10 protein-coding genes and 1 rRNA gene are annotated in these 14,210 nt (G+C 63.7%); 4 read left to right on the top strand and 7 right to left on the bottom strand.

Going from position 1 to position 14,210, the window contains the following annotated elements; genetic code table 11:
* Nucleotides 1–125 precede the first annotated feature (125 nt).
* Nucleotides 126–1,955, bottom strand: a complete 1,830-nt coding sequence (locus BMX85_RS24030; RefSeq protein ID WP_090324823.1) for an ABCB family ABC transporter ATP-binding protein/permease — start codon at nt 1,953–1,955, stop codon at nt 126–128.
* Between the two features lie 61 nt (nt 1,956–2,016).
* On the opposite strand from BMX85_RS24030, the gene BMX85_RS24025 reads away from it, so the two are divergent.
* The gene (locus BMX85_RS24025) at nt 2,017–2,466 is read left to right on the top strand and encodes an acyl-CoA thioesterase (protein ID WP_090324820.1); all 450 of its coding nucleotides are present in this window, start codon (nt 2,017–2,019) and stop codon (nt 2,464–2,466) included.
* Between the two features lie 15 nt (nt 2,467–2,481).
* The gene (locus BMX85_RS24020; RefSeq protein WP_090324816.1) at nt 2,482–4,047 is read left to right on the top strand and encodes an alkaline phosphatase D family protein; all 1,566 of its coding nucleotides are present in this window, start codon (nt 2,482–2,484) and stop codon (nt 4,045–4,047) included.
* A gap of 35 nt (nt 4,048–4,082) precedes the next feature.
* Here BMX85_RS24020 and BMX85_RS24015 read toward each other — a convergent pair whose 3' ends face one another.
* From BMX85_RS24015 to BMX85_RS24000, 4 genes are all read right to left on the bottom strand, one after another.
* Nucleotides 4,083–5,759, bottom strand: a complete 1,677-nt coding sequence (locus BMX85_RS24015; protein ID WP_090324812.1) for a long-chain-fatty-acid--CoA ligase — start codon at nt 5,757–5,759, stop codon at nt 4,083–4,085.
* Between the two features lies 1 nt (nt 5,760).
* Complete coding sequence (locus BMX85_RS24010) at nt 5,761–7,452, bottom strand: long-chain-fatty-acid--CoA ligase (RefSeq protein WP_090324810.1); 1,692 nt, start codon at nt 7,450–7,452, stop codon at nt 5,761–5,763.
* 190 nt (nt 7,453–7,642) lie between these two features.
* A complete protein-coding gene (locus BMX85_RS24005; protein WP_090324806.1) occupies nt 7,643–8,779 on the bottom strand; it encodes an aminopeptidase in 1,137 nt (378 codons plus the stop codon).
* A gap of 9 nt (nt 8,780–8,788) precedes the next feature.
* Nucleotides 8,789–10,867 (bottom strand): molybdopterin-containing oxidoreductase family protein, encoded by a 2,079-nt coding sequence (locus BMX85_RS24000; RefSeq protein WP_090324804.1) that lies wholly within the window; start codon nt 10,865–10,867, stop codon nt 8,789–8,791.
* A gap of 158 nt (nt 10,868–11,025) precedes the next feature.
* Here BMX85_RS24000 and BMX85_RS23995 point away from each other — a divergent pair, with 158 nt between their 5' ends.
* The gene (locus BMX85_RS23995) at nt 11,026–12,219 is read left to right on the top strand and encodes a M20 aminoacylase family protein (RefSeq protein WP_090324801.1); all 1,194 of its coding nucleotides are present in this window, start codon (nt 11,026–11,028) and stop codon (nt 12,217–12,219) included.
* 18 nt (nt 12,220–12,237) lie between these two features.
* Here the strand turns inward: BMX85_RS23995 and BMX85_RS23990 are convergent, their stop codons facing one another.
* Nucleotides 12,238–13,125, bottom strand: a complete 888-nt coding sequence (locus BMX85_RS23990; RefSeq protein ID WP_090324798.1) for an NAD(P)-dependent oxidoreductase — start codon at nt 13,123–13,125, stop codon at nt 12,238–12,240.
* A gap of 136 nt (nt 13,126–13,261) precedes the next feature.
* Here BMX85_RS23990 and BMX85_RS23985 point away from each other — a divergent pair, with 136 nt between their 5' ends.
* Nucleotides 13,262–13,786, top strand: a complete 525-nt coding sequence (locus tag BMX85_RS23985) for an acyloxyacyl hydrolase (RefSeq protein ID WP_229210652.1) — start codon at nt 13,262–13,264, stop codon at nt 13,784–13,786.
* A 113-nt stretch (nt 13,787–13,899) separates the two neighbouring features.
* On the opposite strand, the gene rrf is transcribed toward BMX85_RS23985, so the two are convergent.
* A 5S ribosomal RNA gene (gene rrf, locus BMX85_RS23980) occupies nt 13,900–14,012 on the bottom strand.
* Nucleotides 14,013–14,210: the final 198 nt, after the last annotated feature.

Genomic DNA, 14,210 nt, shown 5'->3' with positions numbered 1-14,210 from the left:
TCAACAATTAAAAAACATTGGGGTTTGAATCACCGGCGGGGTCAAGTCTGTCATTCGGACACGGCCTCATCGGCAAGATGGTACAGCTCGTGTCCGAATGACAGACTTGACCCCGGGGTTGTGTACTATGGCGAGGCGCTCAGTTCCTCGTCGGCTTTGGCTTGTTGGCGCTGCCACATCTGCGCGTACAGGCCGTCGGCCGCGAGCAGCGATTGGTGCGTGCCGCGTTCGACGATGCGGCCGTGGTCGAGCACCAGGATCTGCTGCGCGTCGGCCACCGTCGATAGCCGGTGCGCGATGACCATCGTGGTGCGGCTCTTGGCGATTTCCTTGAGCTGCGCCTGGATCGCTTGCTCGGCCTTCGAGTCCAGCGCGGACGTGGCTTCGTCGAAGATCAGGATGGCGGGATTTTTCAACAGCGTGCGCGCGATCGCCACGCGCTGCTTCTCGCCGCCCGACAGCTTTAAACCGCGTTCGCCGACCATCGTGCCGTAGCCGTCCGGCAGGCTTTCGATGAAGTCGTGGATCGACGCCGCGCGCGCCGCCGCGACGATCTGCTCCTTCGTGGCGCCCGGCTGGCCGTAGGCGATGTTGTATTCGATGGTGTCGTTGAACAGCACCGTATCCTGCGGCACGATGCCGATCGCGTGGCGCACCGAGTCCTGCGTCAGCGAACGCAGGTCCTGGCCGTCGATGGTGATGCCGCCCGCGTTGACTTCGTAGAAGCGGAACAGCAATCGCGACAAGGTCGACTTGCCCGAGCCGCTGTGCCCCACCACCGCCGTCGTGGTGCCCGGGGCGATCGTGAAGTCGACGTCGAACAGGATCTGGCGCTTCGATTCGTAACTGAAGTCGACGTGGTTGAAGCGTACCTGCGCGCCGTGCGTGACCAGCGGCTGCGCGTCCTTGGCGTCGGCGATTTCGCGGTTCTGGTCCAGCAGCGAGAACAGCTTTTCCATGTCGGCCAGGCTTTGCTTGATCTCCCGGTAGATCACGCCGAGGAAGTTGAGCGGAATATAAAGTTGGATCATGAACGAGTTGACCAGCACCAGATCGCCCAGGGTCATCGTGCCATCGATGACGCCGACCGTGGCGCGCCACAGGATCAATGTGACGGCGATGGCGATGATCATCGACTGCCCGGTGTTCAGCAGCGACAGCGATGTCTGCGATTTGACGGCCGCCGATTCGTAGCGCTGCAGGCCTTCGTCGTAGCGTTTGGCCTCGTAGTCCTCGTTGCCGAAGTATTTGACGGTCTCGTAGTTGATCAGCGAGTCGATGGCCTTGGTGTTGGCCTTCGAATCCAGGTCGTTCATCGTGCGGCGGAAGTGCGTGCGCCAGTTGGTGACGACGACGGTGAACGTGATGTACAACACCAGCGCGACGAAGGTGATGACCGAGAACCAGATGTCGTAGTGAAGCACCAGGTAACCCAGCACCAGCGTGATCTCCACCAACGTAGGCAGGATGTTGAACAGCGTGTACGAGATCAGCGAGCCGACCGCGCGCGTGCCGCGTTCGATATCGCGCGTCATGCCGCCGGTCTGGCGGTTCAGGTGGAAGCGCAGCGACAGCGCGTGCAGGTGGCGGAACACTTGCAGCGCGATGGTGCGCACGGCGCGCTGCGTGACGCGGGCGAACAGGAATTCGCGCAGCTCGGTGAACAAGGTGGTCGAGACGCGCAGCACTCCGTAGGCCACCAGCGCGGCGACCGGCAGCACCAGCAGCGCCTGCGGATGCGATGGCGTGATGGTCAGCGCGTCGATCAGCTTTTTCATCACCACCGGCACGCCGACGTTGGCCAGCTTGGCCCCGACCAGGCAGCACAGCGCCAGCAGCACGCGCCATTTGTAGACCCACAAATACGGAATCAGTGTCTTCAGGGTGGCGGCGTCGCTGCGGGTGGGAGCCGATGGGCTGGCGGGGTCTGGCGGGGAGTTCGGGTAACGGCGCATGGCGGATGTCGGCTTTTTATGGTTCAATCCCGGTAATTGTAGCCCCTGAAGAGAATTCACGATGACCACGCCCGAAAATCCAACACCCATCGCCGTCACCACGGTCAACCGCGGCCTGCCAGCCGGCAAAATGCCGGAGCTGCGCATGATGCCGTCGCCGTCCGACGCCAATGTCTACGGCGATGTCTTCGGCGGCTGGATCATGTCCCAGGTCGATATCGCCGGTTCGCTGCCGGCCACCCGCCGCGCCAACGGCCGCGTGGCGACCATCGCCGTGAACTCGTTCCTGTTCAAGAATCCCGTGTTCGTCGGCGACCTGCTGTCGTTCTATGCTGATATTGTCAAGGTTGGCAATACGTCCATTACCGTCAACGTCGAGGTCTACGCGGAGCGCAACCGCCTGCAGGCCGATACCGTCAAGGTGACCGAGGCGGTGCTGACCTATGTGGCGACCGATTCGGACCGCAAGCCGCGCAAGGTGCCGCCGATCGAAACGCTGATGCATCCGTAAGCGGCGCCCAACCGGGTGGACGCGCAACGCCGCATCTTCCTCGCCGCGCTGGCGGCATCGGCCTGCGCCGACGCCCTCCCCGCCTTGCCGGCCGGCGCCGGCAGCACCGGCTATCCCTTCAGCCTCGGCGTCGCCTCCGGTTCCCCCCTGCCCAACGCGGTCGTCATCTGGACCCGCATCCTGCACGATCCGCTCAACGCGGCCGCGATGCCGCCGCTGGCCTTCGCCGTGCGCTGGGAGGTGGCCGAGGACGAGCGCTTCAGCCGCATCGTCGCCAGCGGCACGGCCAGCGCCGCGCCGCAGCTGGCGCACAGCGTCCACGTCGACGTCGGCGGCCTGTCGCCGGCGCGCTGGTACTGGTATCGCTTCATGCTGGGCGACGCCGTCAGCCCGATCGGCCGCACCCGCACCGCGCCCGCCGCCGACGCGATGCCCGATCAACTCAAGCTGGCCGTGGCTTCGTGCCAGCACTGGGAGTTCGGCACCTACGCCGCGCACCGCCACATCGCCGCCGCCGCGCCCGATCTGGTGGCCTTCCTGGGCGATTACATCTACGAGTGGGGTCCATTCCAGCTGCGCCATCCGAAAAGCGCCGTGCGGTCCCATGAGAGCTTCACGCTGGCCGATTACCGCAACCGCTACGCCCAGTACAAGAGCGACCGCGATCTGCAGGCCGCGCACCACGCCGCGCCGTGGATCGTCACCTGGGACGACCACGAAGTGGCCAACGATTACGCCAACGACCGCGACGAACGGTTGAATCCCAAATTCCTGGACCGGCGGGCGGCGGCGTACCAGGCCTTCTACGAACATATGCCGGTGCGGCTGGTGCTGCCCAGGGCGGGCGACTTCGCCAATATGCGCATCTACCAGCGCTACGACTGGGGAAGGCTGGCGCGCTTCCATGTGCTGGACGACCGTCAGTACCGCGCCTGGCAAGCCTGCCCGCCGGCGGGACGCGGCGGCTCGTCGTCGGTGGTGCGGCGCCAGTGCGCGCCTCTGGACGACCCGCGGCGCGCGATGCTGGGCGAGGTGCAGCAGCGCTGGCTGGACGACGGCCTCAAATCGTCGCGGGCGCGCTGGAACATCCTGGCGCAGCAGACGCTGATGGCGCACAACAGCCAGGTGCCGTTCAAGAGCGAAGGCGACGCGCGCGTCTGGACCGACGGCTGGGATGGTTATCCGATGGCGCGCCGGCGCCTGCTCGACGGGCTGGCCATCAGCAAGGCAAGCAATCCATTGATCCTGTCCGGCGACGTGCACAGCTTTTTCGCCGCCGAAATCAGCCGCGATCCGGCGCGGCCGCGCTCCAACGCGAACGCGGTGCTGGCGACTGAGTTCTGCGGCACGTCGATCACGTCGCCGTCGCGGCCGCAGTCGCGCACCGACCAGTATGTGGCGATGAACCCGAGCATCAAGTACGGCCGCAGCGACAAGCGCGGCTTCATGCTGCTCAACCTCACGCCGGCGGCGACCACCGCGCATTTCGTCGGCTTGAACGATGTGCACGATACGGCCGGCGGCATCGCGACCGCCGCCAGCTTCGTGGTGCAAAACGGCCGGCCACAATTGAACAGGTAAAAAAAATCGCCCGCGAAAGGGCGATTTCGTGACAATTACGCGGCCGTCTTCGGCTTCTCGTCGCGCAGCTGGCGCCGCAGGATCTTGCCGACGTTGGTCTTCGGCAGCTCGTCGCGGAACTCGATGAACTTCGGCTTCTTGTACGCCGTCAGCTCGTGCTTGCAGTAATCCAGCAGCTGCTCGGCCGTCAGGTTCGCGTCCTTGCGCACCACGAACAGCTTGACCGCCTCGCCCGAGTTCTGATCCGGCACGCCGATGCACGCCACTTCCAGCACGCCCGGGTGCGCCGCCACCACGCCCTCGACCTCGTTCGGATAAACGTTGAAACCGGATACGATGATCATGTCCTTCTTGCGGTCGACGATGCGCGTATAGCCGCGCTCGTCCATGATGCCGATGTCGCCGGTCTTGAAGAAGCCGTCGGCCGTCATCGTCTTGGCGGTCTCGTCCGCGCGGTTCCAGTAGCCGGCCATCACCTGCGGACCGCGAATGGCGATCTCGCCGGTCTGGCCCAGCGGCACCGGATTGCCGTCGTCGTCCAGGATCTGCACTTCGGTCGACGGAATCGGCAGGCCGATGGTGCCGGTGAATTCCTTGATGTCGACGCGGTTGGCGGTGGCCACCGGCGACGTCTCCGACAAACCGTAACCTTCGATGATCGGCGTGCCGGTCACTTTCAGCCACTTGTCGGCGACGGCCTTCTGCACGGCCATGCCGCCGCCGTTGCACACCGAGTAGCTGGAGAAGTCGAGCTTGGAGAACTCCGGATTGTTCAGCAGCGCGTTGTACAGGGTGTTCACGGCGGGGAACACCGCCACGCGGTACTTGGACAGTTCCTTGATGAAGCCGGGGATGTCGCGCGGATTCGGCACCAGCAAGGTCAGCCCGCCCATGCGCATGCCCATCAGGGCGCTGATGGTCAGCGAGTAGATGTGGTACAGCGGCAGCGCGGCGACGAACACGATCTGCTCGTTGTGCTGCTTGAACTGCAGCCAGGCCTCGTTCTGCAGCACGTTGGCGATGATATTGCGGTGCAGCAGCATCGCGCCCTTGGAGACGCCGGTGGTGCCGCCCGTGTATTGCAGGAAGGCGATATCGTCATGTCCCTGCTTGGACGGCTGCAACGTCATGTTGGCCGCCTCGGACAGCATCTTCTTGTACGAAACCGAACCGGGCAGCGAGAACGCCGGCACCAGCTTCTTGACCTTGCGCACCACCAGGTTGACGATCGCGCCCTTGAGGGTGCCGAGCATGTCGCCCATGGTGGCGACGATCACATGCTTGACCTTGGTGTGCGAGATCACCTGCTCCAGCGTGGTGGCGAAGTTCTCCAGCACGATGATCGCTTCCGAGCCCGAATCGATCAGCTGGTGCTGCAACTCGCGCGGCGTGTACAGCGGGTTGACGTTGACCACCACGTAACCGGCGCGCAGGACGGCCGCCATCGCCACCGGATATTGCAGCACGTTCGGCATCATGATCGCCACGCGCGCGCCCGGCTGCAGGCCCTTGCTTTGCAGCCAGGCGCCCATGCGCAGCGACAGCTTGTCCAGCTCGCCGTAGGTGAGGAATTTATCCATGCACACATAGGCGTTGCGGTCGGCGTACTTGCGGAACGATTCCTCCAGCAGATGCGTGACCGAACGGTATTGCGTCGGATCGATTTCCGCCGGCATGTTCGCGGGGTAGGACTTGAGCCAGATTTTTTCCATCTTATGCAGCCTTTTTCTTTTCGTTGGTGTGTTCGTCCCGCAGCACGCGCCGCAGGATTTTACCGACATTGGTTTTTGGCAGTTCCTCGCGGAACTCTATGTATTTCGGTTTTTTGTAGCCGGTCAATTGCTCTTTGCAGTAGGCCATCAGCTGGTCGGCCGTCAGGCTCGCGTCCCTGCGCACCACGAACACCTTGACCGCCTCGCCCGAGTGCTCGTCCGGCACGCCGATGCAGGCGCACTCCAGCACGCCCGGATGGGCGGCGATCACGCCCTCCAGCTCGTTCGGGTAGACGTTGAAGCCGGAGACCAGGATCATATCCTTCTTGCGGTCGACGATCTTGGTGTAGCCGTTCGCGTCCATCACGCCGATGTCGCCGGATTTGAAGAAGCCGTCGGCGGTCATCACCTTGGCGGTCTCGTCCGGACGGTGCCAGTAGCCGGCCATCACCTGCGGGCCGCGGATGGCGATCTCGCCGGGCTGTCCCGGCGGCAGCGCGTTGCCGTCGTCGTCGAGGATGGCGATGTCGGTGGACGGCATCGGCAAGCCGATGGTGCCGGTGAAGTCGGCGATGTCGGTGCGGTTGCAGGTGGCCACCGGCGAGGTCTCGGACAGGCCGTAGCCCTCGACGATGGGAACGCCGGTCACCTTGCGCCAGCGGTCGTTGACCGATTGCTGCACCGCCATGCCGCCGCCGTTGCACACCTTCAGCGCGGAGAAATCCAGGTGCACGAAATCGGGATGGTTCAGCAGCGCGTTGTACAGCGTGTTGACCGCCGGCAGCATGTGGAAGCGGTACTTGGCAAGCTCCTTGATGAAGCCGCCGATGTCGCGCGGATTCGGGATCAGGATGTTGAGCGCGCCCACGCGCATGCCCCACATCGCGCACGCCGTCAGGGCGAAGATGTGATACAGCGGCAGCGCCGCCACGATGACGTTCTGTTCGGCCAGGCCGCCCATCGCCGGATGGCCCCACGCTTCCGTTTGCAGCAGGTTGGCGATCACGTTCTTGTGCGTCAGCACGGCGCCCTTGGCCACGCCGGTGGTGCCTCCGGTGTATTGCAGGAAAGCCGGGTCGTCCTGGTTCACTTCGACCGGCGTCAGCTTCATGCCGCCGCCCTGCGACAGCGCGTCCTTGAAGCGCACCGCGTTGGGCAGCGAGAACGGCGGCACCAGCCGCTTGACGTTGCGCACGACGAAGTTGACCAGCATGCCCTTCGGTGCGCCCAGCATCTCGCCGATGCTGCCGACCAGGATGTGCCGCACCTGGGTCCGGCCCAGCACCTGCTCGAGCGTGTTGGCGAAGTTCTCCAGGATGATGATGGCTTCGCAGCCGGCGTCGTTGAGCTGGTGTTCGAGTTCGCGCGGCGTGTACAGCGGATTGATGTTGACCACGGTGTAGCCGGCGCGCAGGATGGCGGCGATGGCGATCGGATATTGCAGCACGTTGGGCATCATGATGCCGACCCGCGCGCCCTTCTTCATGGCACGGCTTTGCAGCCAGGCGCCGATGCGCTTGGAGTGGGCGTCGACCTCGGCGTAGGTGAGGAACTTGTCCATGCAGACGTAGGCGTTGCGGTCCGCGAACTTGTGGAAAGACTCCTCCAGCAATTGCACCAGCGATCGGTACTGCGTCGTGTCGATCTCCGTCGGCATGCCGGGCGGATAGGACTTCAACCAGATTTTCTCCATCCTGTGCCTCTCGTCTCGTTATCATTATGATCGCGGCGCACAGTGCCGCTCCGAGCAGGTGGAGATCGTCTACGCGATCGGTATGAGCCTGCCTAAGATGCGATGCTATCGGGCACTCAGCCCGGACGCAAGCGCATTTAAGCATAATTAGAACATCGCTTCTAACGGCTTTTTATGCTGCACAGCAGCATCAGCGCGTCCCTTCGGCGATGGCGGCTTGTTGCGGCAGGCTGGTAACCCGCTCGGCGTCCAGCGTTGCGAGGCGGGTGAGATGGTCGAGCTGCTGCTGACGTTGAGCGAAATCAAGCAAAGCCAATTTTTGCGCCGCACCATAAAATCGCACGAACGTTCTTTCTTGTTTCATCAGCTCGCGGAAGGCGGGCAGGTAATCGTGGTAAGTTCCCACCGCGCTCAGGTGCGCGTTGGTCAGCGGCTCGGCGAACCAGCGGTCGTAGCCGGCGTAGCCGCCCCAGCTTTCCTTGAGCTTCTGGTAGTCCGATTTCAGGTGGGCGAAGATGCGGGCCTTCTCGGCGCGGCGGTGGCGGGTGCTGGTTTTGCTGGCGTAATTATCGGCCAGCATCTGGCGGTGCCTGACCAGCAGCGCCAGGAAGTCCTGGCGGCGCGCGTTGTTGCGCACGTAGCTCTCGCGCATCTCGGGCGTGCCGTACAGTTCCAGCCAGCGCTGCACGCCGGCCTCTTCCACGGCGGTGGCGAAGCTCTCGTTGAACTGGGTATCGCCCTGCACATACACGACCTGGTGCGACAGCTCATGGAACACCATGCGCGCCAGCTCGGCGTCGGAATAATTGATGAAGGTCGACAGCAGCGGATCGCTGAACCAGCCCAGGGTGGAGTAAGCGGGCACGCCGCCGACCTGGACGTCGTTGCCCTCTTCGCGCAGCTCGTCGGCGTAGGCGGAGGCGTCGGCCTTGCTGTAATACCCGCGGTAGCTGACGCAGCCGGCGATCGGGAAGCACCACTGGATCGGCCGCAGCGACAACTCCGGCGTGGCCACCACGTTCCACAGCACGAACGGACGCGACAGCGCGGCGTAGTTCTTGTAGCTGGCGTTATTGGGAAGGCCCAGTTCCTGCACCGCGAAGCGGCGGATCAGCAGGGCTTTTTCAAGGCGGGCCTTGAGACGGGGATCGGTGTTGGGATCACCCAGCCAATCGTCGATCGGACGGGCGTCCGACCACAGCGCGTACTGGCCCTGCGCGGCCTGTACGTAGTACCGCAACTGGGCGCAACCGGCCAGCAGAAGTACGGAGCATGCCGTCGCGAGCCAGTACTTGGCGCGCATGGCACGGCGGAGGAAATTGCGCATATGCTACCTTCAAGCAACGACTCTTTCAATTTCTACGAGTGTATCGTAAAAAGTCGGCGCGCGGCCCATGTCGGTGAGGCGCTGGCTGGTGACCTCGTTGGCGTTCTTGCCATCCTTCGCTAGCTTCTTCCACCACACTGACAAACCGACAACCATGCCCGGACGGGCCTTGTCGGTGACGCGCGCCTTGGCGATAAAACTGCCTCTGTCATTGTGGATGCGCACCATATCGGCGTCCGAAATACCGCGTTTCGCGGCGTCCTCGGGATGGATGTCGAGGTGCGGTTCGCCCTCCGCCGAGCGCAAACTCTTGACGTTTACAAATGTCGAATTTAAAAAGTTTCGCGCCGGCGGGGAGATCATCGCCAGCGGATATTTTTTCGCAAGTTGAGGGTTGCTAGCAACAGATTCGTATGGAGCTAGATAAGTCGGCAACGGATCGAGTCCGTCGGCCTCCATCGCGGCCGAATAGAACTCGCATTTGCCCGATGGCGTCGTGAAGCCGCCCTGCGCGAACGGGGCCTCCGGCATGTTGAGCTTTTGCCAGCCTTTCAGTTTCAACGACTCCCAATCGAAATGCACGGCGCGCACGTCCTTGGTGTTGAAGGCGATCGATGCCAGTTCGTCGTCGGTGTCGCGGAAGCAGGGATCGTCGAAGCCCATCGCCGCCGCCAGCAGGCGGAAGATCTCGGTGTTGGGCTTGGACTCGCCCAGCGGCGCGATGGCGGCGTTGTTGGCCATCATGTACAGGTGGCCGAACGACGTGTGGGCGTCGACGTGTTCCAGTTGCGTGGTGGCCGGCAGCACGATGTCGGCGTAGTCGACGGTGTCGGTCTGGAAGTGTTCCAGCACGACGGTGAACAAATCCTCGCGCGCGAAGCCGGCCGCCACCTTCGACGAATCCGGCGCGATCGCCACCGGGTTGGAGTTGTAGACGATCACCGCCTCCACCGCCGGGCCGAACGCGGGCGAGGCCGGGCGCAGCAGGTCGTCGCCGATGGTGGTCATGTTGATGGTGCGCGGCATGGCCTTGAGCAGGTCGGGCCGCTGCAGCGCCACCTTGTTGGACGGGAAGGAGCCGCTCGACGACAGCTGGATGCCGCCGGCCGCGTGGCGCCAGGCGCCCACCAGCGCCGGCAGGCAGGCGATGTTGCGCACGGCGGTGCCGCCGCCGCGCACGCGCTGCACGCCGTAGTTGACGCGGATCGCCACCGGCTCGCCGGCCTTGGCCGTGGCGCCGTACAGGCGCGCCAGCTCGACCACCTCGGCCACGGTGATGCCGCAGGTGTCGGCGACGCGCTCCGGCGTCCATTCGGCGACGCGCGCTTTTAACTGCTCGAAGCCGAGCGTATGCCGCGCGATGTAGTCATGATCGAGCAAGTCCTCGGCGATCAGCACGTGCATCAACCCCAGCGCCAGCGCGGCGTCGGTGCCCGGCAGCGGTGCGACGTGCTGGTGGCACTTCTCGGCCGTCAGCGAGCGGTACGGGTCGATGGCGATCAGCTTGGCGCCGTTGCGCTTGGCTTCCTGCGCGCGCGTCCAGAAGTGCAGGTTGGAGGCGATCGGATTGCCGCCCCAGATGATGATCAGCTTGGCGTTCTGGAACTGTTCCATGTCGGTGCCGACCGATCCGCCGATGGTGTACTTGTAGCCGGTCGCGCCGGCGGTGGCGCAGACGGTGCGGTCCAGCAGCGAGGCGCCGATCTTGTTGAAGAAGCGCGAGGACATCGATTCGCCCTGCAGCAGGCCCATGGTGCCGCAGTAGCTGTACGGCAGGATCGCCTGCGGCGCGCGCGCGGCGATCGGCTTGAGCCTGGCGGCGATGGTGGACAGCGCCTCGTCCCAGCTGATGCGCTCGAACTTGCCCTCGCCCTTCTTGCCGATCCGGCGCAGCGGGTGCAGCAGGCGTTCGGCGTGGTAGGTGCGCTCGGTGTAGCGCGCCACCTTGGTGCACAGCACGCCGGCGGTGGTCGGGTGGTCGGGATCGCCCTTGACGGCGGTGGCGACGCCGTCCTCCACGGTCACCAGCAGGGCGCAGGTATCGGGACAGTCGTGCGGGCAGACCGCGCGAACTTGTGTGGTTGTCATGTCTGAAGTCCAAAAAGCGTAGGCTGAAAGCAGTATCGTAAACCATTACGGGGCGGTGGATACCAAGCTTGGGGCCGGTCTGGATAAACTCGTACGACAAGGGCTACAATGGCTGTTCTCACCGCCCACAAGGCAGGCGACCCATTTTGGAGAAGCACATGAAACTAGTCGATCCCATCATTGCCTTTCAGTCCGAATTGCAGCACATCCGGCGCGACCTGCATGCCCATCCGGAACTCTGCTACGAAGAGCGGCGCACGTCCGACGTGGTGGCGGCCAAGCTGACGGAATGGGGCATCCCCGTGATTCGCGGCCTCGGCCTCACCGGCGTGGTCGGGATCATCAAGAACGGCAGCTCCAACCGCGCGATCGGCCTGCGCGCCGACATGGACGCGCTGCCGATGCAGGAGGTGAACACGTTCCCGCACGCGTCGCGGCATGCCGGCAAGATGCACGCCTGCGGCCACGACGGCCACACCGCCATGCTGCTGGGCGCGGCCAAGCACCTGGCGGAGCACCGCAACTTCGATGGCACCGTCTACGTGGTGTTCCAGCCGGCCGAGGAAGGCGGCGCCGGCGCCAGGCGCATGATCGAGGACGGCCTGTTCGAGCAATGCCCGATGGATGCCATTTACGGCATGCACAACTGGCCCGGCATCCCCTCCGGCCACATGAGCGTGGTCGAGGGGCCGATGATGGCTTCCAGTAACGAGTTCTACCTGACCATCAAGGGCAAGGGCGCGCACGCGGCCCAGCCGCACAAGGGCATCGATCCGGTGATGGTGGCGGTGCAGATTGCGCAGAGCTGGCAGACCATCATCTCGCGGCAGAAAAGTCCGCTCGACACGGCGGTGCTGTCGATCACGCAGATCCACGCGGGCAGCGCCACCAATGTGATTCCGGACGAGGCGAAGATGGTGGGCACCGTGCGCACCTTCACCACGCCGGTGCTGGACATGATCGAAACGCGCATGGGCGAGATCGCGCAGCATACGGCGGCGGCGTTCGGCGCGGAGGTGGAATACAAATTCCGACGAAATTATCCGCCGCTGGTGAATCATGCCGCCGAGACGCGCTTCGCGGTCGAGGTGATGAAGGAGGTGGTTGGCGCCGACAAGGTCGACGACAATGTCGAGCCGACCATGGGCGCGGAGGATTTCGCGTTCTTCCTGCAGGCGAAACCGGGGTGCTATATCTTCATCGGCAATGGCGAGGGGGATCACCGCGATGGCGGCCATGGACTGGGGCCGTGCGTGCTGCACAATGGCAGTTATGATTTCAACGACAATTTGCTGCCGGTCGGCGCCAGCTTCTGGGTGCGGCTGGCGGAGAAGAGTCTGCCGCTTAACTAACGCGGCCGCCAGTCAGCGTTAGACACGGTCCGGGGCCTTACCCACCCGCCGCCCCGGATTGAGCCGCTCCAACCCCACCAGCGCGGCGGAATGATCGGCCTGCGGCAACGTCTCCGCCAGCACCCGGTAGCGCTCCGTCACCAGCTCCGTGACCGGCAACGTCACCCCCGCCGCTTGGGCCGCCGCCAGGATATTGCGCTGATCCTTCAGCTGCGTCGCCACCTTGCCGCCGGCGACGAAGTTCCGCTCCAGCATGCGCTGTCCATGCACATCCAATATCTTGCTCTCGGCGAAGCCGCCACGGATCGCCGCGCGCATCGCCGCCGGGTCGGCGCCGGCGGCTTGCGCCAGCAACATCGCCTCGGCGACGACATTGATGGTCGCGCCGACGATCAACTGATTGCACAGCTTGGCTACCTGGCCGCTACCGGCCGGCCCAACCAACGTCGGCCGGCCCAGCGCCGCCAACACCGGCTCCACCTCGGCGAAGTCGGCGGGATCGCCTCCGGCCATGATCGCCAGCGTGCCCGCCGCCGCGCCGCCCACGCCACCCGACACCGGCGCATCGATAAAGCGCCGGCCCTGGGCCCGCAACTGCGCAGCAAACGCCTGCGCCTCCGCCTGCTGCGTCGAGCTCATGTCCACCCACAAGGCGTCGGGCGCCAGCGCCGGCAAGGCGTCACCCATCACTTGCGCGACGATCGGGCCCGCCTCCAGCATCGAGATGACGAGGCCGGCGCCGCGCACCGCCTCGTCAAGCCGCGCGACCGGCAGCGCGCCGGCCGACGCCAGCGCATCCGCCTTGGCGAAGGTACGATTCCAGACCGTAACGGAATGGCCGGCGGCAAGCAGGCGGCGTACCATCGGGTCTCCCATCAAGCCAATACCGAGAAATGTGATTCGCATAGACAATTCTGCTCCTGAACCAATCAAAACAACGGTGCGCCGGAAGAATTTTCGGAACACCGGTACAATCTTGGCAGCCGTATACGCAAATGAATACAGCACACAATACAAGGATACTATGTTCGCGAAAACAATGATGGCAGCAGCGGTTGCGCTGTTGATGAGCCAGGCCGCGGTGGCCCAACAAATGATCGACTCGGTGTCGGTGGACTACGGCACGGCGTCGAAGCAGCGTATGGTTCGACTGGGCGCGGCGAAGGATTGGGATGTGAAGTGGTTCCAGTCGAACGGCACGCACCTGAGCGGCTACTGGGAAGGCAGCGTCGGTTACTGGCGCCAGAACCAATACCGCGATGTGCCGGGCTCGGAAAAAAGCCTGTGGGACGTGGGTTTCACCCCGGTGTTCCGCTTCCAGAATGACAACAAGAAGGGCATTTACTATGAAGCCGGCGTCGGCGTTCACCTGTTGTCCAGCCTGTATCGGAACGATGGCAAGGAATTGTCGACCGCCTTCCAGTTCGGCGACCACATTGGCGTCGGCTACGTGATGCAGAATAACTGGGAAGTCGCCCTCAAGTTGCAGCACTTCTCCAATGGCAGCATCAAGAGCCCGAATGGCGGTGCCAACTTCCTTGAACTGAAAGCGGCGTACCACTTCTAAGCTAGCAGCCGGCCAGAAAGGCGCTTCTTCGGAAGCGCTTTTTTTACGTTCAGTCCGGACTTAAACGCAAAAAAGCCCACCAGGATCACCTGGTGGGCTTCTTCTTATAACTAGCCTGACGATAACCTACTTTCACACTGGTTGCAGCACTATCATCGGCGCAGAGTTGTTTCACGGTCCTGTTCGGGATGGGAAGGGGTGGGACCAACTTGCTATGGTCATCAGGCATTGACTGGTACTGGCGTCGCGTCTTTTTCCGCGCCGCCTGGAATCTTGAGGCCGAATTATAACCTTTTATGCCGTTTATTCGGTAAATTATTTGCTGATACGGACGAAAAAAAGCCCCGACCAAATCATTGGAAGGGGCTTTTTAATATAACTAGCCTGACGATAACCTACTTTCACACTGGTTGCAGCACTATCA

This window comes from Duganella sp. CF517 (genome assembly GCF_900110275.1).
Lineage (GTDB): Bacteria > Pseudomonadota > Gammaproteobacteria > Burkholderiales > Burkholderiaceae_D > Rugamonas.
Note: the sequence above shows the minus strand (reverse complement) of the source record. Positions and strands in the feature narration are given on the sequence as shown.